The following is a 17,920-nucleotide window of genomic DNA, read 5'->3' on the forward strand; positions in this document are numbered from 1 at the left end:
GCGGATTGAATTCTTTTTTAGTTGAACCATGTATTTTGTTCACGCAAGTAGGTTTGACGAAGTAAATATAAAGCAATAACGAGATAGATCAAGACTAGCATTATCATTCCGGCGGTATAGGTGATATCGACTTTACCAGTCATTAACATGCCTTGTTGGCTGAATGACAAAATATCAATCAATGAGTGCATTAAAACAGCCCAAATAAATAATCCTGTGTATAGATAGATGGAACTGAATAGCATTCCAATACCGAACGCTGCAAGAACCTGAATCAAAGTATTAGATAGATCTTGTCCGGCCGAAATATTCGTCAAATGAATCAAACCAAACAGAAGACTACTGATTAATGCGGAATAGAATATTTTGTATCTGAATCTATCCAAGATCGCCAGCAATATTGTAAGAAAAATATATCTAAAGGCGGTTTCTTCAGCAATTCCAGCCTCTAATCCGGATAAGATATATTTAGCTGTTAAATGCATTCCAGAAAAATCAAAAATATAAAAGCTGGTAAAGAAATTTTTGCCGGCACCGAATGAATTTTGGAGTAAAAACCAGATACAAATGATAAATAATACTATAAGTATCCATGGCCGAGTTTTTTTGGCTAGTTTGTATCCGGGCAATTCAAAATTCCAGTTGTGCATGACTATTATTGCTAAAATAAAAAACACCACGGCATCAAGGAAACCGCTGTTTGATAAGACATTAGCAACAGTATTTTTAGAGATAATTGTTTTAGAAATAACAAAACTGAATGTAGGGATGATAGTTATCATTAACAAAAATGACATCAAAAATCTAATAATGTTTCCGGAAATATTCGGCCAAATAATAATTACGGTTGGAATGTACATTAATAAAAAGACAATAATTGTTACCATGATACCGGCGAATGAATTCCAAGGCAGGAAGTCTTGCGTTAGCAGGATGAAGTAATTAAGACTTAAATAATTACTCATCAGTTGAAAAATTGCTTGGAAATAAACATTGATAATAGAAATATCATATTTTTTTCTTTCAACCATAACTCCGCCGAAATTCAAAATGGTTAGAGCAATTGGCATGATCAGTGAGGTTTTAGCCGTAAAGAAATGTGCCCAAGCCAAGACAAAGTTGATTAGTATTTGTGAATAGAAAATACATTGAATCAAGGTTTGATAGTGACTATCTCGTTTGTAAAACATGGATATATCGTTCATAATATCCTTCCTCTATTAACTAGATTTTAAGTTAAATAATTAAAAATGAATATTGATATTTTTTATTTGTTTAAGCATGATAATTAGGCTTATAAAAGCCTCTTAATCACAGATTATCATTTTATTGTCATTATTTTTCAATTATTAAGCATTGTGTTTTAAACCGATTACACAAATGATATTATTAAAAACATCAAAAGATTCATTGAAAGGTTATGAGATTATGAGAAATTTTGATTTTTTAATGCCAAGTGTAAACTTCTTCGGACCAGGTGTTATCGAAAAAATGGGGGATCGTGCTAAAATCCTAAATATGAAACGTCCATTAGTAATTACCGATACTTTTTTGGAAAAACTTCCAAATGGGCCATTTGAACAAACTGCAAAATCATTGAGAACTGCTGGAATAGATTTTGTCGTTTATGACGGAGTTGAACCTAATCCTAAGGTACGTAATATTCAAGCAGCCAAAAAGTTATATGTTGAAAAAGGTTGCGATAGTATTATTACCGTTGGTGGTGGCTCAGCACACGATACCGGTAAAGGTACCGGTATTATTTTGACAAATGGCGATGACATTACTAAATTGGCTGGAATTGAAACTCTTGATAATCCATTGCCACCATTAATGGCAGTCAATACAACTGCTGGAACGGGTTCCGAATTGACTCGTCATTGTGTGATCACAAATACTGAAACACATTTGAAGTTTGTCGTTGTATCGTGGCGAAATATTCCACTGGTATCTTTCAATGATCCTATGCTAATGCTAGATGTACCACGTGGGATGACTGCTGCTACTGGTATGGACGCTTTTGTTCAAGCAATTGAACCTTATGTATCAATTAATCGAAACGATATTACGGACAGTCAATGTGAAAAGTCTATTCAATTGATTGAAGAAAGCCTTCGTGAAGTTGTTGCTAATGGACATAATATTGAAGCTAGAACTAAGATGGTTGAGGCAGAAATGCTTGCTGGTATGGCGTTTAACAATGCTGACCTTGGCTATGTTCACGCAATGGCACATCAATTGGGTGGACAATATGACGCACCACACGGTGTATGCTGTGCCTTATTATTGCCATATGTTGAAAAATTCAATTTGATTGCTTGTCCGGAAAGATTTGCTAAATTAGCCGAGATTATGGGTGAGAATACTGATGGATTATCAACACGTGATGCTGCGGAGTTGTCAATCAAGGCTATGAAACAGATGGCCATTGATGTTGGAATTCCTAAGAGTATTAGAGAAATCGGTGCTAAGATAGAGGACTTCCCAATGATGGCTGAGAATGCATTAAAAGATGGCAATGCATTTTCTAATCCTCGCAAAGCCACTAAGGAAGAACTGATTCAATTATATCAAGAGGCATATGATGCCAATTAGAAATCTGCTATACTAAAGGAAATTTTAGTATTTGGAGAAACCACTATGGATGTATTTGAAGATTTTTTAGCTAATATTGAGGACAAATCGCATCGTGCACGTATGATTGAAATCATTGACTGGGTACAGACAACGTTCCCTGAGTTACAAAAACGTTTTGCTTGGAAACAGCCAATGTTTACGGATCATGGAACGTTTATCATTGGGTTCAGTGTGGCTGCTAAACATATTTCAGTTGCTCCGGAAGGCAAGAGCATGGATTTGTTTGCATCTAAAGTGGAAGACGCTGGTTATACCCATGGGACGAAAATGTTTCGAATTAAGTTTGATCAAGACGTCAATTATGATTTATTAAAAGATGTGATCGAATTCAATATTGAGGATAAAAAAGATTGTGATACATTTTGGCGTAAATAATAAAACAAGCTATCAGGATTTTTTCCTGATAGCTTGTTTAGTTGTGTGTTCAAATCCTACAAAAGGGAGAATCAAAGCAATAAGTAAGAAAAACATTGGTAACTGATATCTTCTCCTCGGTGCACGCATGGCATCACCTCTACTGAGTTGAAAAAGTTCCTACCAGTATTGGGATAGGGACTTTTTCTAGTTGAGTAATAGGTTGGTACGGGGGGTAGATACAAATACCTCTTTGTATCTACTTATACTATGCCATGATATGAATTATTACTCTAGTTATATGCTTATGATATTACCCATTTATAATGATCTGTCCAAATTCTTTGATACTGATACCTTTATTGACACGTACTCGACTAAGACTGAGCAATCCATTATCTTTATGTGCTAGTCCTTCATTGGTAGTGACGGCTAACTTGTGACCAGATTTTTCGGCAAGTTGTGGAGTGAATTGGTTATAATGTCCTGCAGGATAAGCTACCGCAATAGTTTTTTGATGCAGAAGAGTGTCCAGATTATCTTTACCAGTTATCATTTCCTCAGATTGTTTTTGTTTGGTCAACCTATCCAAATCAACATGATGGAAAGTGTGATTCTGAATGGCAATATGACTATTCTTGAGGTGTTTGAGTTGATAATGACTCAAAAAACTCTGAGCGTTTTGTCCATTGATAATGTCGAAGACAGTTGCTTTAGCGTGATAGTTTTTATAGAGATTCTTTAATGCATCGAAGTTATTTTTATAGCCATCGTCGAGCGTTACCCAAACTATATTTTTTTGTGGTTTTTTGTTGGTTTTTAAAACGGTATATGCTTCATGAGGCGTAAGGAAATAATAGTGATGTGATTTCAAATAGGAGATTTCTTCCTCGAATTGTTCGATTGGTACATTTAACGAATTACCAGTGGCAGCAATTGAGTGATACATCAGAATGGGAAATTTAATTGGATCACTGCATTTTTTCCAGTGCTTACTTATTTTGTGGACGTTCACCCGGTTACTTTGAGCAGAAACAGTCTGAATAGGAAGGCAAATAGTTGCCAGAAGGAGGGCTGTGAATAGTGCTATAATCTTTTTCATGGTTCAATCCTTTTTTAGACGAGACGTCTATTAATGTTGATACTTAATTTTAGAAACTTTATAAAAATAATATTAATATTTAAATATTGAAGAAAGCAAGTGAGGGCTAATGATATGAAGAATAAAACTAAAGTAATTGTTGCCATATTGAGTTTTGTAGCCATTTTTATCATCACGTCGAAGCCTACTAAAGTTGAGGGTGCAAAAATTGATTATATTCCGACAATTTATATTCATGGCCACGGTGCTGGTGCGCATTCAACTGATGATATGATTAGTTATGCTCAAAGTCATTCGCATGCGACTCGAGCATTACTAGTAGTCGTTGATAGAAGAGGCATCGTACATTTTTATGGAACAATGGATAAAAATACTTACCGTCCAACTGTGCAACTTGTGTTCAAGGATAACATGAATACAAATTTCAACGTAACTAGTGGCTGGCTACATGAGATAATGGTGCAACTAAAACAAAATTATGGAGTGACAAAATTTAACGTTGTGGCTCATTCGATGGGGAACATGACTTTTTTGTACTATATGTTAAATTACGGTAAAAATAAGAATTTGCCCCAATTAAATAAACAAGTTGATATTGCTGGCCATTATGATGGAATCGCTGGCATCAAAGATAAACCTAATTCCAATTGGTTCACTAAAAGTGGAAGACCAGCATATATGACTTTTGATTATGAACATGCCTTGAAACTACGCAAAAATTATCCTGACAAACAAGTATCCATTTTGAATTTTTATGGAAACCTAGAGAATGGAACGAATACCGATGGTCGGGTATCAACAGTGTCAGCACGTTCTATTAAATACATTTTACGCGGAAGATACAAGAGTTATCGCCAAGTAAAAATCACTGGATATATGGGTGAACACAGTATGCTGCATGAGAATCCCAAAGTGGATCGTATCATGGGGAAGTTTCTCTGGGATTAGTAATGATATAATTAACTAAAATCTACATCGTAAAGGAGAATTTTTTTGGAAAGCTACTTGAAGTGGATTTTAGAAATTATTATAACGTTCACCGTTATCCCCTACGTAACGGCGCGCATAGTATCTTGGGTCGGTCATGCTACAAAGGGGATGCTGGTCAATAATTTAGGAAACAACAGTCAATTAGTTGTTGGCGGATTGGGCGTTGTGATTCACGAATTAGGTCATGCAATCTTTGCTTTTGTTTTTGGACATCGAGTGACCAAGATACAACTATTGAATTTTAATTACAAGAATTCTGGTGAATTAGGTTCTGTCAGTCATTCGTGGAATGAGCGTAATATTTATCAACGGTTGGGAAACTTTTTTATTGGAATTGCTCCATATTATATGTGCTCGCTAGTTTTATATTTTTTACAGAAATACTTATTAAATGCGCAAATAAACTTCACTAGCATTGGTTCAGATTCGACCATAACCATTAGTGGAATCACAGAACTTGTTTTGAATAATTTAAAAACAGCATTTGCAAATGGTACGTGGTCAATGATTATTATTTATTTTATTTTGACGATTATGATTGCTAGTACTGGATATGATCTGAGTGATGCTGATTTTCAAACTGTCAACAAAGGTATTCTACCGTGGATAATTGTGCAATTTGTCGTTGGAAATGTTTTTATTATTCTTGGTAAAATGGATACGCTAGATAATTACTTATTACAATTCACTAGTTTTTCAGTTTTGTTCATGGTTCACGCAATATTTAGCATGATATTGGCGATGATTTTTATTAAGATTTTAGGAATATTTGATATATTTTAAGCACACAAAAACAGCTTGGTCCTGATGGATCAAGCTGTTTATTTGTCGTGGTTTTGATGCCATTCCTTAATATATTCAAATCTCTCTTTAAATCTTTTTTCGTTACCTTGTTCAGTCGGTTGATAATACTCATGTCCAGCAATCTCAGGTGGATTAGTTTTCATGGTTGTTATTTTATCTTTTGAATTATGAGCATATTCATAATTTTTACCGTAATTTAAGTCTTTCATTAAACTAGTTGGTGCATTTCGTATTTGAAGAGGTACCGGCAAGTTACCAAATTCTTTAATGTCCTTTTCGACATTTTCATGAGCCGCATAGACAGCATTTGATTTTGGAGCTAATGACAAATAAATAACGGCTTCAGTTAGATGAACGTTGCATTCAGGCATGCCGATGAATTGACATGCTTGGAAGACGTCTACAGTTAGTGACAAGGCTCTAGTATCCGCTAGACCAATATCTTCACTAGCAAAACGTACTAGTCTTCTGGCGATATACAGTGGATCTTCACCACCGTCCATCATGCGGTGTAACCAATAAATTGCGGCATCAACATCACTATTACGCATCGACTTATGGAGTGCCGAGATGATATTGTAATGTTCTTCACCCTTTTTGTCATAGCGTAAAGATTTTGTATTGATGGTCTCACTAAGAGTTTTTGTATTGATAGTAACAGTTGAATCTTCTTTTTCACCGTTTAAAACAGCCATTTCCAAAGTATTCAATGCTGCACGGGCGTCACCATTTGCAAACTCCGCAATAATTTCGAGTGATTCATCATCAATATTGATAGTCAATTTTGGAAAGGCATTTTTGTTATTCAATGAATTATGAAGTAATTGAATAATGTCTTCTTTAGTTAATGACTTGAGGATAAAAACCTTACATCTAGAAAGTAACGCAGAGTTAATCTCAAATGAAGGATTTTCAGTTGTAGCACCAATCAAAATGATGCTGCCTTTTTCGACGAAAGGTAAAAAAGCATCTTGTTGAGCTTTATTAAATCGGTGAATCTCGTCAATAAAGACAATCGTTCTTTGGCCGATCTCACGATTCAATTCAGCTTCTTCCATTATTTTGCGAATCTCTTTGATGCCGCTGGTAACTGCACTGAAGGTTACAAAATTAGACTTAGTTTTTTCGGCAATGATATGTGCCAAGGTAGTTTTACCAACACCAGGTGGTCCCCATAAAATAATTGATGATAATTTATCTTCGTCGATTATCTCACGAAGGATTTTTCCCTTACTGATAAGTTGTTGTTGTCCGACAAATTCGTCTAGGTTATTGGGTCTAATACGATTTGCGAGAGGAGTATTCTGTTCATTTGCGGATGCAAATAATGATTCCTGCTTCATAGGTTTCTCCTTAGTTCAAAATACTAAAATTTCAAAGTTATTTTTTCACGGTCTAATCCAGGATCAACATAGACATCATCGAGTTGTAGTTCGAATACTTGAAGTTTAGGTCCAATTAAATCCCAAACTTTTTGATAGTTAGGAATTGTTTCAAGATATTTAGGAAGCAATTCTTTCATATTTTTATTTGAATGTTGAATCGAAACGTTTTGTGAGCGAATGTAGGGATTACCGATCATATCACTGTTAGGAATACTGATGAAGGCAACACTTTGAGCTTTATCGTATTCTGCCGTTCCAACAGTACCTTTAACAGACGAAAAGAATAATGTATTAGGTTGATTTTCGAACCAAACAAAATTAACGATTTTTACATTTGCCATATTATCAACTGACAAGCTTAGCGCCATCTTGTTGGTTGTCTTTGTGACTTCTTTTAATAGAGAAATATTCATGCTATCTTGCTCCCTTATGGATGTGTCTTCTATTACAATTATAACATAATCGAATATATGTTCGTATGATTAATATTTAAAAAAAATTGATAAATTTCGTCACTTTGGGGATTTATTTCGTAATTTATTTATAGTATGGAAAAATTAAAGGCAATTTTAAGTAAATTTTTGTATGATCCTTGAATTAAGCGTGCAATTCCTGATAATTATTTGGACCAGCTATTGTATAATTACTTCTAAGGAGATGAAACGATGACAAATCCTACACCATATACCTTCCAGGATACAGATGCGTTCAAAAGTACCGAGCAGTTAATTATTAAAGGCCGATATTTTGCGACGATGGTTCCTGAAGAGTTTGATAAATTTGAACCAGTAAAAAGAAACATTCATAAGATTTTAAATATTAAGAATAAACTGTTAGTTCCTGAATTAATTAACGTTAAACGTGAACGCATGTCAAAGTCACTATTCGCGTATTTTCGAGGAACCGCAGATGTAATGCATTATGATTTGTCGAATCATCCTAATAGTGGAATCAAAGTCCTGATCGGTGGGGATGCTCACTTAGGTAACTTTGGTTTTTACGGATCATCTGAAGGACAATTATTGTTTGATATGAACGATTTTGATGAAGCTCATTTGAGCTATTGGGAATACGACTTGAAGCGGTTCTTAGTCAGTGCGTTGTTAGTAGCTAGGGATCATGGATTCGATGAATCTGACATCCAAGAATTTTTATTATCAGTTGTTCATAAGTATTTTGATACTTTGAAACATATGACGAAGATCTCTGAAATGAAGCGATTTATTTTACCGAATACACTTCAGAATATAACGGAAATATTTGGTGAATTGAAAGACAATGAAGAATATTTTCAACAATCTTTTGAAAAACTAATTACTAAAAGTATCAAAAAAGCTCAAAAAAGTAATTCCAAACTTGTTATCGAAAAATATACGGAGATCAATGATCTCGGGGAGCGGAGATTTATTGAAAACAAGCCGGTTACTCAACATATTAGTAAGGAAGACTTTGATACTCTGGTTGAAGGATACAAAAAGTATAAAAAACGCCAACGTAGTGATGTTAGACTGTTTCTAGAAGATTTCGACATTATCGATGTTGCTAGACATAGTGTAGGTGTGGGTAGTGTTGGAACTCTGTGTTATCTAATCCTGTTGCAAGATTTGGATAAAAACTATCTAGTTCTTCAAGCAAAGCAAGCTTTACCAATTTATAATAATGACGAATTGTATACTGACAAAAAGCTCAGTCAAGGTCAAAATATCGTTGATAGTCAGTTAATTTTGCAAAGTGCTTCAGATCCGTTTCTGGGGGCCTTTGACACAAAGAAATACAGTTTCTACATGCGTCAATTTAAGGATATGAAAACTTCTATAAATTTAGATAAATTGGATTATGAATCGTTCGAAGATTATGTAACTGTTTGTACGATATTACTAGCTAGAGCGCATTCTCATTCTCCTAATTATCCATTGATTATCGGATTTGGTGAGGAATTTAAAGATTTAGATAATTCATTGATGAATTTTGTCAACAGTTACACGAAACAAGTGATGTACGACTATGATTCATTTAAAGAGGAACTAGCTAATGGAAAATAAATATTATAATAGGGATTTGAGCTGGTTGCTGTTCGACAATCGAGTTATTGATCAAGCTTATAACAAAAAAGTTCCATCATTGGAGAAGTTGAGATTTTTATCAATTGCTTCTAATAATTTGGATGAATTCTTTGGAGTAAGACTGCACAATGTGCAGACGATGATCAGTAAAGACCGTGTTGACAAGCGTACTGGTTTCAATGGGATGGAATTGTTGAGTATTATATACGAATTCAATTCACGCAATATTTCAAAACAATATCAGGCATTGGCTTTGGTATTGGAAGAATTAAGAGAAAAAGGCATCTTTGAAGTACAGAGATATGATGATCTAGAGTTTTCTGAAAAGAATCACGTGAATGACTTTTTTAAACAGGAAATTGCTGATAAATTAAAGATCCATGAATTTTCACCAGAAGAAAAAACAATGAGTAATTTGAATTTTTTGCTGTGTGGAAAGGATAAAAATTATACGATTCCTGTGCCAACTGATATCAATCGCATAATTGAGACAGGGATTCCTAATAAATTTATTTTGTTAGGTGATTTGATTTATGCCAATCTTGATAGTATTACCAAAGGTTTTGATATTGAACAAAGCTATGTATATCGAGTTACCTATGATAAGAACAAAAAATATGATTTCTTAGATGCAAAGATGGGTGACAGTGAGTATCTAGATAAAATGACGGATTATATCAATAACCGAGGTCCTAGAAAGATTACTCGTGTTGAATTTTATAGTCCAGAGCATAAAGGCAGGAACTTCTTTGCCGGATTATTTGGCTTGAGCAAAAAGAGTGTGTATGCCATTCCAGGTCCATTGGATCTGAAGTTTTTGGACAAATTATTTAAACGCTACAAAAATCAATCTAAATTAGTGTTTCCTAAATTCAAAGGTTTGGATTGGAAACCAAATCAAAATATTTTTGAATATTTGAATAAGCAATCATTATTAGTTCAATACCCATATGATTCATTCAATATTTTTTTGAACTTCTTAAACACAGCGGTTAATGATCCTAAAACAACAGCTATTCAAATGACAATTTACCGTACTGAGAAAAATTCTCAGGTTGTTAAATTATTAAAAGAAGCTGCTGCTAAAGGAATTGAAGTCAAAACCGTTGTAGAATTGCGTGCTAGGTTCGATGAAGCCCATAATTTGGATGTTGCTGAAGAGTTGAAGCAAGCTGGTTGTAAAGTATATTATGGTGACCGTTTGAATAAAGTTCACGCTAAAATTTGCTTGATACGTCAAGGCAAATCTAAAGGGTATGTTCAAATTGGAACTGGTAATTATAATGCTATAACTGCCAAAGTATTCTCTGATATTAGTTTCTATACTCATAATCAACGTTATGTTAATGACGCTGTTAAGTTCTTCGAGGAACTTGCTGGTAATGGAAACACAGGATTTGAACTGCTCGTTACTTCACCTAACGATTTGAAACGGATGATTCTAACGAAAATTAAAAAAGCCACGCAAGATTATTTGCGTGACGGTAAAGCCGAAGTCTTCATGAAAGTTAATGGTTTGACCGATGTGGATATCATTAATGGTATTTATCGTGCAGCTAGGTTGGGCTTGCCATTCCGATTAATTGTCAGAGGTCCGTGTTCATTGAAGTTAGGTTTGTGTGGTGAAAAAGAGGATATTGTGGTGAAGAGTATTGTTGGTGAATTACTTGAACACAGTCGTATCTATGGATTCACATATGGCAATGGAAGTACCGAAATTTGGATTTCTTCGGCTGACCTCATGACGAGAAATTTAGATCGTCGTGTTGAGATTGCTGTACCGATTGTTGAATCAAAACCTAAAAAACAGATTAGTAAAATTATCAAAATGTACACAAGAGATTCAGCCAATTCTTATTATTTAACTAGAGACGGCGAATATTTCAAGAGTAAAAAATCATTTCCTAATTTTTCAGCACAGCAAACGTGGCTGAGAAGAATAAAATGGAGAAAATATGTTTAATGAGATCACTACTGAATAATTTTAGTAGTGGTTTTTTTTATCAAAAAGTTTTTAATCAGATGTATGTCGCGTTCGGTGATGGGGAGCTCAATGTACAAACTATTTTTATTATTGTTTGAGCTTAAATTTGTAATGATAAAATCAGCATTCTTTATATTATCTGTAGATGAAATACAATATTCAGGATTTAAACGAGCGTTTAATTTTTTTATCAAAAAATTTTTAGTCAAGTTATCACAATCTACGTCTAAAAAATATTTGGTGATGTTCATATTCATGTTTTGAGAAAGGTATTGAATAATAAGCAGTGAAAAATTAAGCTTTAAGAATTTTTCCTTGTCATTGAGAGTCAGTGGTAACAATTTGAGAAATGGATCTATGGTATTCCGATAGAGTGGTGACGTTTCTATCTCTGATAAAACATTTTCACCATCGTACAACAAGGGTAGATTATGGAAAACATCATAATAATTGTAAATTGAATTTAATAGAATATGTATTTTCTCAAAATCAAATTGAGAATTTATATTTGAAAACTTTTTAAATATTTTGATCCATTCATCACTTAATTTGTTGTCTTTATCCTGATTAATTTGAGTTCCAAATTCATAATCTGATATTATTTGTAGTAATGTTTTTTCCGAAAATTTTAGTTTTTTACCAATGAAATTTCGCTGATCATTGATTGCGAACCAGTAAGCTAGTGTTTGGTTATTGCTATGCGAGTCGAGATGATGTTTGAGGATCCATTTTGAATATTGCAATTTTACGGTGGTTCTATCAATATTGAACGGCCAGCTGACAGTTCCGTAAGTGTTCCAGTAGTACTGATAGAACATGTAACGGATATTTGCTTCATTCCCAATTATTTCTAAGGGATTTAAATTAATACTCAAATGATAGTCGTTTAAACATTTCTCAAGGTTCTTTAATTTTCTACGAACCGTTGAACTGCTTACAAAATTATTCATTGAAAACTGATTGATATTGTCAAATTTATTGGTAAACATCGCGTCTAGTAACTTACTCTCAATCGTCTGATTGATTAATAATTGTGTTAAATTTCCCAAATTGAATGAAGCATTATGGTTAAATATGACACCGACGTTATTGATTATTTGAAGATCAATGTCCTTTTGGTCAAAATTATCTAGGAAGGTCTGTTTCAATTCATTGATATATTTCTTAACAGTTGTGAGATCTAATTCCAAATCAGAAGCCAAATCTTTGAAATAAATGAAACCATCTGCATCATTCAGCAGATTGATCAATTGAAATTTTTTATCGTCAATATTAAAAAATAGTCTCATAATTGTATGCTCCGTTTCAAAATTTCAGGAATATTAAAGATTTTTTGAGAATCATAAAAAATACTTTGCGCTATTATTATACATACAGTATTGATTTCGGAGGAAATTTTATGAAATATGTTTTAGCAGATATAGATGATTTAAGTGAAATTATGAACCTTGAACGACTTGGATTCAATGATGCCGAGGCAGGTAGTGAAGAGGCATATCGTGAAAGAATTGAAAAATTACATGAAACATTTTTAACGTTTAAAGATGAATATGGAAAGGTTATTGGATTTGTTGTTGGTCCGGCGGTGAAAGAAAGATTTGTTAAAGATGAAATGTATGATGTTACACCTGAGAATTTAACGACTGGTGGTCATCAATTGATTTTTACTATTGCCATCAGTCCAGATTATCGTGGACAAGGAATAGGCAGTAAATTACTTAAACAATTTGAACTTAATGCTCAAAATGCTGGTAGAACAAGTATTGCACTCACTTGTTTAGAGGATAGAATTCCGTTCTATGAGAAAAATGGCTATGTCAATCAGGGTATTGCTAACTCGGAACACGGAAACGAAATTTGGTATAACATGGAAAAAATTATCGATTAATTTCGATAGTTTTTTTATTTCTCTGAAAAACAAACTATATTACTCTTACTTTTTCATATAATTAGCTGTTTAATTGAAAGTACAAATATTTTTGTATTTATTGGGGGAAAAAGTTTTGAATGAATCTCAAAAACGTACGATGGTCACTGGAGCGTTATTGCTGTCGAATATTATGACTGGTATGGATGCAACAATTGTTAATACGGCCTTGCCGGCGATAACTGGAGATTTGCATGGTTTAGCTTATATGGGGTGGATCGTTGCGACATTTCTATTAGGTTTGGCAGTTTCAACGCCACTTTGGAGTAAATTTGGTGAGCATCAGGGTAATAAAAAAGCTTATATTTATTCGACAATATTATTTTCTTTAGGAGCAATTTTTCAAGGTATTGCGCCTAATATTCAGTGGTTTATTATTGCTAGAACCGTCATGGGAATTGGTGGCGGTGGTATGAATACAATCCCGTTTATTGTGTTTGCGGAATTGTATCCTAATTTACGTAAACGTTCGCAAATGATTGGCCTTGCTACGGCGTTCTTTAGTACGGCATCAATTATTGGTCCACTGATTGGTGGTTGGATCGTTGATGCGTTGACTTGGCGCTGGGTTTTTTATTTGAATGTTCCGGTAGCTCTACTTTCAGTAACGATTTTGATTATTTTTTATAAGGATTCTAAGCACGGTGCTCAAGGGAAGCCGGTTGATTATTTAGGAGCGACTTTATTAGTAGTTGGATTAGTTTCAATTTTGACAGGAATTCAGATGGTCGGAGTATCTTCAATTGTTGTTGTCTCAAGTTTATTGATCATTGGTGTATTTTTGATTGTATGGATGATCAAGGTAGATAGCAAAGCAGTTGATCCAATTGTTCCCAGTCGTTTACTTACTAACAAGGATTTAGTGATAGATTTTATTTTATTTGTAATTATTTGGGGTTCATTTATAGCTTTCATTACTTATATTCCAATGTGGGCACAAGGCATTCTGGGGTTGAGTGCGTTAATGGGTGGTATGACTCAGATTCCAGGTGCTGCCACTAATATTATCGGTTCAGAGTCCGTGTCATTTTTACAAACTAAGTGGAGTAAATATTTGATTGTCACAGTTGGTACTATTTCTATTCTTATTGCTTTTGTGACCATTCTTATATTTGGACAACAAACTCCTTTTTGGTTATTGTTATTAGCAGGAGGCTTCGAAGGTTTCGGAGTCGGTACGATTTTTAATATTTTACAAGTGAACGTTCAGACAGATGCTGAAGTAAGGGATATTCCCACAGCTACTTCATTGGCTTATTTATTGAGAATTTTAAGCCAAACATTGATGTCATCAGTTTATGGGGTTATTTTGAATCATGCGTTAATGCGTGGAGTAGCTAATTCACATCATACGATAACAATGCGAATGCTTAATCGATTAGGAGATGCAAGTAAGGCTAAACAACTACCACAGAATTTAGTTCCTGCAATGAGAAAAATTTTGTATAGTGGTTATCGTAATATCATGCTTACAGGATTGTTTTTGATCGTTATATCATTAGTGATCGTTGTAAGTATGTTGATTCGTTTTCATAAGCAAGCTGATACTGAACAAATCTAAATTGGAGAGGGCGTCATCACATATGAAAACAAGTGCAGTTGTTATAGAAAAATATGGAGATAGTAGTGTATTTAATGATCAGATAGTAGATATACCGGAATTAAAATCTAAGCAATTGTTACTGAAGGTCGCTGGTAGTTCAGTTGCACCGTTTGATATTTCTGTACGTGAAGGTGTATTTAAAGATGATCTTTCATTAGATATGCCAGCAATCACGGGAACAGATGTGGTTGGAACAATTGTTAATAAGGGTGCGGCAGTTGATCAGTTTGAAATAGGTGATGTTGTTTGTGGTATGGTCGGTGTTAAGGGATTTGGGGCGTATTCTGATTATGCAATTCTTGGTCAGAGTAAAGCTGCCAAAGTTCCAAAATCAATGGCGATCCAAGATGCAGCAGTATTACCGATGACCGCAATTCCTGCATATAATACACTTTTTGATCTTGGTAAATTAGTATCTGGTAAAAAAGTTCTAATTCATGGTGGAGCTGGTGGTGTTGGTTCAATGGCAATTCAATTAGCTAAGAATGCTGGAGCTGAGGTCTACACGACCGCAAGTCCACGTAGTATAGAAGATTTGAAAAAACTTGGTGCCGATAAAGTTTTGGACTATCACACTGAGAAGTTTGAGGAAGTGCTATCAAATCTTGATTTAGTCGTCGATACTGTGGGACATGATACTTATAAACATAGTTTTGAAGTTTTGAAGCCAGGTGGACGTTTAGTTTCGTTGGTTGAATCTCCGGATGAAGAATTGGCCGAAAAATATAGTGTTCACGCAATGTATTTAAGCGGTAAATTTGATAATCCTCTAAGTAAGGTTGTTAAGTTGGTCTCTGAAGGTAAAGTTAAATTGCATATTCAAAAGGAGTTTCCACTTAATGCTCATGGTGTTAAGGATGCTCAAGATTACTATGAAAATAACCATGTATTTGGAAAAGTTGCTTTGATAAAATAAAATACAAAAAAATCGTCGAGGAAATTTTCGACGATTTTTTTAGTTAACTTGGCCATTCAACCAGTGTAATAATATATCAGCAATAACTCTTTGCTGATCGGCGTTGCTAATATCAGCCTTGTTATCACCTTTTTGTTTACCGTAACTGCCGAAACCGGCATGATTACCGCCATTTATTTCAATGTAATCGGTAGCCTTAGGTAGTAACTTTTTAGCTTTTTTGTAATTTTCCTTATTTAATACACCATCTCGACTGCCAGTTATTGAAAGAACTGGTTCCTTGATATTTCTCAAATTTCCCTTTTTCTCAGGGTAACTAGCTAAGAAAAAGACACCACGAAGTTCTTTTTTATTTTTGGCAGCATAACGTGCCGCCATAGTTCCACCAAGTGAATGTCCGCCAATAATGTAGGAATGATTACTTTGTACTCGTTTAGCAGCATTAGCGTCAACAATAGCCAAATTTAGAGGGAACTTTGCAATATATACCGTGTAGCCATTTTTTGCTAGAATAGATGCCCAGATGCTATAGCTTTTTGGTTCAACTAGGGCACCTGGATAGAAGATGATCACAGGCTTACTGTCGTCCCCTTGGAACTTGTAAGTGTCATCTACGAATGTACTGTTATCAGCGGCTTTAGTTGCTGCTGTAGAAGGTTCATATTCGACTTGCTTAGCAATTAAGAATGCGGCACTGACAAGTACTATTATTGTTATGATGATTCCTATCAACCATTTAAAAACTTTTTTCATGGTGTTCATTCCCTTATTGGCATGTTATCCGTACATCTATATTGTATTATCATGCCGGGATTTAGACAATTGAAAGATATTGAAAAAAATGAACTGGTAATAAAATACATTAAAAAATCCTCCAAAAATAGTCTTTGGAGGATTAAGGTCCACTTAGTGGATAATTTATTTTTTGGTGAAATTAGCTTGTGTCATACCAGATATTTCTATTTTGTCACCCTTATGTAGTTTTACATTGATCTTTGGTACTTGTGACATATCAGTATCACTACCAAGGACCTCGTTAGTTGAGTCGCCGAATGTCTTTTTAGGTGTGACCATAAAATTACCACTTTGGCCATCAGGTGGAGTTACCAAATATTTTCCTTTTTTAATATCCTTACCAACAACCCAAAAACCTGTTGATAATGTTGTAGTATTATTTTTATTTCTTTTTTGTGCTGGAGTGAAAGTAGCTGAAGTTAATCCTTCGACTTTTACTTTATCCCCCTTAGATAAAGTGGCAGTTACGGATGGTACTTGACCATAGTCTATCTCACTACCAAGAATTTCATTGATTGAATCCCCATGAAGACTTCGCTTAGGCGTTGAAGATATGTTACCGCTAGCACCATCGGTTGATGTTATTACGTATCTGCCTGGTTTTAAATCAGAACCGACTTTATAACTACCTGGAATTAGGGTAGCTAATTTTGCTTTAGCAGAAACAACTGTTGTTTGAGATACATTAAAACTTGTATTAGTTGTCTCCATTAATGCTGTAGAGAAAGTTATAGTAGCAAGGCCTGCCATTAATAATTTTGAGTATTTTTTCATTTCGTTCCCCTATGAACATATATTCAGCTTTTTTAGTCATCAGTGTTTGGACGTGATGATACTTTTTTGCCACTAATTAATGTGTTTTAATGCATGCTAGACATGTCGGATATAAAAAAATAATTGTTATATTTTTCACATATAATTTCAAAAAAATAGCTAATTTTACTTTTAAATTTATGTAAAAGATTTTAAAAGTTCAATAAATAAAAATTTACCTTACTGAAAACCATGTAGTTATTGATTTTAGGTACAATCGGATCATATATGAAAATATTTATTATATTAAAAAATGAGTCAAACTTATATCACTATATTAATTTATAGTTCTTTGATTTGCAATCACTCGATTAGTAGAATTTATTAACTGCAGATTCAAAAAATTATCTTTATGTTTTGAATCTTGTGATGGGCTATACCATATGAATTAATAAATAAAATTGAATTCCATAATAGAAAAATAAGATATATTGATAAACATAATAAAAAGGGACGTTACTAGTAAAAATGGCTCTTTGTCAAATAGTATTGATGAATAACTTTTAACCATAGGCATCCTCATTGAGGATGCCTATTTTCATGCACA

16 protein-coding genes are annotated in these 17,920 nt (G+C 34.1%); 9 read left to right on the forward strand and 7 right to left on the reverse strand.

The genetic code is table 11. The features are described 5' to 3' along the window. Positions 1–17 precede the first annotated feature (17 nt). A complete protein-coding gene (locus EKM68_RS12710) occupies positions 18–1,205 on the reverse strand; it encodes a CPBP family intramembrane glutamic endopeptidase (protein WP_125591185.1) in 1,188 nt (395 codons plus the stop codon). A 223-nt stretch (positions 1,206–1,428) separates the two neighbouring features. On the opposite strand from EKM68_RS12710, the gene EKM68_RS12715 reads away from it, so the two are divergent. Beyond that, positions 1,429–2,595, forward strand: a complete 1,167-nt coding sequence (locus EKM68_RS12715) for an iron-containing alcohol dehydrogenase (protein ID WP_125591186.1) — start codon at positions 1,429–1,431, stop codon at positions 2,593–2,595. A 45-nt stretch (positions 2,596–2,640) separates the two neighbouring features. Beyond that, positions 2,641–3,012 carry an iron chaperone gene (locus tag EKM68_RS12720; protein WP_125591187.1) on the forward strand — a complete coding sequence of 124 codons (372 nt, stop codon included), beginning with the start codon at positions 2,641–2,643 and terminating at the stop codon, positions 3,010–3,012. A 292-nt stretch (positions 3,013–3,304) separates the two neighbouring features. Here EKM68_RS12720 and EKM68_RS12725 read toward each other — a convergent pair whose 3' ends face one another. Further along, positions 3,305–4,093: a polysaccharide deacetylase family protein gene (locus EKM68_RS12725; protein ID WP_125591188.1), complete on the reverse strand. Its 789-nt coding sequence runs from the start codon at positions 4,091–4,093 to the stop codon at positions 3,305–3,307. 114 nt (positions 4,094–4,207) lie between these two features. Here EKM68_RS12725 and EKM68_RS12730 point away from each other — a divergent pair, with 114 nt between their 5' ends. Together EKM68_RS12730 and EKM68_RS12735 are read left to right on the forward strand one after the other, a co-directional pair. After that, the gene (locus tag EKM68_RS12730; RefSeq protein ID WP_125591189.1) at positions 4,208–5,041 is read left to right on the forward strand and encodes an alpha/beta hydrolase; all 834 of its coding nucleotides are present in this window, start codon (positions 4,208–4,210) and stop codon (positions 5,039–5,041) included. A 45-nt stretch (positions 5,042–5,086) separates the two neighbouring features. Then, positions 5,087–5,866 carry a M50 family metallopeptidase gene (locus tag EKM68_RS12735; protein WP_125591190.1) on the forward strand — a complete coding sequence of 260 codons (780 nt, stop codon included), beginning with the start codon at positions 5,087–5,089 and terminating at the stop codon, positions 5,864–5,866. A gap of 38 nt (positions 5,867–5,904) precedes the next feature. Here EKM68_RS12735 and EKM68_RS12740 read toward each other — a convergent pair whose 3' ends face one another. Continuing rightward, positions 5,905–7,230: a replication-associated recombination protein A gene (locus EKM68_RS12740; protein ID WP_125591191.1), complete on the reverse strand. Its 1,326-nt coding sequence runs from the start codon at positions 7,228–7,230 to the stop codon at positions 5,905–5,907. A 23-nt stretch (positions 7,231–7,253) separates the two neighbouring features. Further along, a complete protein-coding gene (locus EKM68_RS12745; RefSeq protein ID WP_125591192.1) occupies positions 7,254–7,685 on the reverse strand; it encodes a pyridoxamine 5'-phosphate oxidase in 432 nt (143 codons plus the stop codon). 252 nt (positions 7,686–7,937) lie between these two features. Between EKM68_RS12745 and EKM68_RS12750 the strand changes: the two genes are divergently transcribed. Both EKM68_RS12750 and ppk1 read left to right on the forward strand, forming a co-directional pair. Further along, the gene (locus EKM68_RS12750; protein ID WP_125591193.1) at positions 7,938–9,314 is read left to right on the forward strand and encodes a DUF2252 domain-containing protein; all 1,377 of its coding nucleotides are present in this window, start codon (positions 7,938–7,940) and stop codon (positions 9,312–9,314) included. Further along, entirely contained in the window at positions 9,304–11,298 is a 1,995-nt protein-coding gene (ppk1, locus tag EKM68_RS12755) for a polyphosphate kinase 1 (RefSeq protein WP_125591194.1), read from the forward strand. The genes EKM68_RS12750 and ppk1 overlap by 11 nt, the downstream gene beginning before the upstream one ends. Positions 11,299–11,306: 8 nt before the next feature. Here ppk1 and EKM68_RS12760 read toward each other — a convergent pair whose 3' ends face one another. Next, positions 11,307–12,608, reverse strand: a complete 1,302-nt coding sequence (locus tag EKM68_RS12760; RefSeq protein WP_125591195.1) for a helix-turn-helix domain-containing protein — start codon at positions 12,606–12,608, stop codon at positions 11,307–11,309. Between the two features lie 110 nt (positions 12,609–12,718). Here EKM68_RS12760 and EKM68_RS12765 point away from each other — a divergent pair, with 110 nt between their 5' ends. The 3 genes from EKM68_RS12765 to EKM68_RS12775 all read left to right on the forward strand — a co-directional run bounded on the left by EKM68_RS12765 (position 12,719) and on the right by EKM68_RS12775 (position 15,765). Continuing rightward, on the forward strand, positions 12,719–13,207 hold the full coding sequence (locus tag EKM68_RS12765) for a GNAT family N-acetyltransferase (RefSeq protein ID WP_125591196.1): 489 nt from the start codon (positions 12,719–12,721) through the stop codon (positions 13,205–13,207). 139 nt (positions 13,208–13,346) lie between these two features. Then, complete coding sequence (locus EKM68_RS12770; RefSeq protein ID WP_125591202.1) at positions 13,347–14,807, forward strand: MFS transporter; 1,461 nt, start codon at positions 13,347–13,349, stop codon at positions 14,805–14,807. A gap of 22 nt (positions 14,808–14,829) precedes the next feature. Next, complete coding sequence (locus EKM68_RS12775) at positions 14,830–15,765, forward strand: NADP-dependent oxidoreductase (protein WP_125591197.1); 936 nt, start codon at positions 14,830–14,832, stop codon at positions 15,763–15,765. 39 nt (positions 15,766–15,804) lie between these two features. On the opposite strand, the gene EKM68_RS12780 is transcribed toward EKM68_RS12775, so the two are convergent. Both EKM68_RS12780 and EKM68_RS12785 read right to left on the reverse strand, forming a co-directional pair. Beyond that, positions 15,805–16,518 (reverse strand): alpha/beta family hydrolase, encoded by a 714-nt coding sequence (locus tag EKM68_RS12780; protein ID WP_125591198.1) that lies wholly within the window; start codon positions 16,516–16,518, stop codon positions 15,805–15,807. A gap of 165 nt (positions 16,519–16,683) precedes the next feature. Next, positions 16,684–17,334: a hypothetical protein gene (locus EKM68_RS12785; RefSeq protein ID WP_125591199.1), complete on the reverse strand. Its 651-nt coding sequence runs from the start codon at positions 17,332–17,334 to the stop codon at positions 16,684–16,686. Between the last annotated feature and the right edge of the window lie 586 nt (positions 17,335–17,920).

This window comes from Companilactobacillus jidongensis (assembly GCF_003946575.1).
In the GTDB taxonomy this organism is placed as follows: domain Bacteria; phylum Bacillota; class Bacilli; order Lactobacillales; family Lactobacillaceae; genus Companilactobacillus; species Companilactobacillus jidongensis.

What these genes read in the sequence shown, in the direction of transcription:
- EKM68_RS12710 (WP_125591185.1), bottom strand. Translation starts at nt 1,205, where the DNA reads ATGAACGATATATCCATGTTTTACAAACGAGATAGTCACTATCAAACC.
- EKM68_RS12715 (WP_125591186.1), top strand. Translation starts at nt 1,429, where the DNA reads ATGAGAAATTTTGATTTTTTAATGCCAAGTGTAAACTTCTTCGGACCA.
- EKM68_RS12720 (WP_125591187.1), top strand. Translation starts at nt 2,641, where the DNA reads ATGGATGTATTTGAAGATTTTTTAGCTAATATTGAGGACAAATCGCAT.
- EKM68_RS12725 (WP_125591188.1), bottom strand. Translation starts at nt 4,093, where the DNA reads ATGAAAAAGATTATAGCACTATTCACAGCCCTCCTTCTGGCAACTATT.
- EKM68_RS12730 (WP_125591189.1), top strand. Translation starts at nt 4,208, where the DNA reads ATGAAGAATAAAACTAAAGTAATTGTTGCCATATTGAGTTTTGTAGCC.
- EKM68_RS12740 (WP_125591191.1), bottom strand. Translation starts at nt 7,230, where the DNA reads ATGAAGCAGGAATCATTATTTGCATCCGCAAATGAACAGAATACTCCT.
- EKM68_RS12745 (WP_125591192.1), bottom strand. Translation starts at nt 7,685, where the DNA reads ATGAATATTTCTCTATTAAAAGAAGTCACAAAGACAACCAACAAGATG.
- EKM68_RS12750 (WP_125591193.1), top strand. Translation starts at nt 7,938, where the DNA reads ATGACAAATCCTACACCATATACCTTCCAGGATACAGATGCGTTCAAA.
- ppk1 (WP_125591194.1), top strand. Translation starts at nt 9,304, where the DNA reads ATGGAAAATAAATATTATAATAGGGATTTGAGCTGGTTGCTGTTCGAC.
- EKM68_RS12760 (WP_125591195.1), bottom strand. Translation starts at nt 12,608, where the DNA reads ATGAGACTATTTTTTAATATTGACGATAAAAAATTTCAATTGATCAAT.
- EKM68_RS12765 (WP_125591196.1), top strand. Translation starts at nt 12,719, where the DNA reads ATGAAATATGTTTTAGCAGATATAGATGATTTAAGTGAAATTATGAAC.
- EKM68_RS12770 (WP_125591202.1), top strand. Translation starts at nt 13,347, where the DNA reads ATGGTCACTGGAGCGTTATTGCTGTCGAATATTATGACTGGTATGGAT.
- EKM68_RS12775 (WP_125591197.1), top strand. Translation starts at nt 14,830, where the DNA reads ATGAAAACAAGTGCAGTTGTTATAGAAAAATATGGAGATAGTAGTGTA.
- EKM68_RS12780 (WP_125591198.1), bottom strand. Translation starts at nt 16,518, where the DNA reads ATGAAAAAAGTTTTTAAATGGTTGATAGGAATCATCATAACAATAATA.
- EKM68_RS12785 (WP_125591199.1), bottom strand. Translation starts at nt 17,334, where the DNA reads ATGAAAAAATACTCAAAATTATTAATGGCAGGCCTTGCTACTATAACT.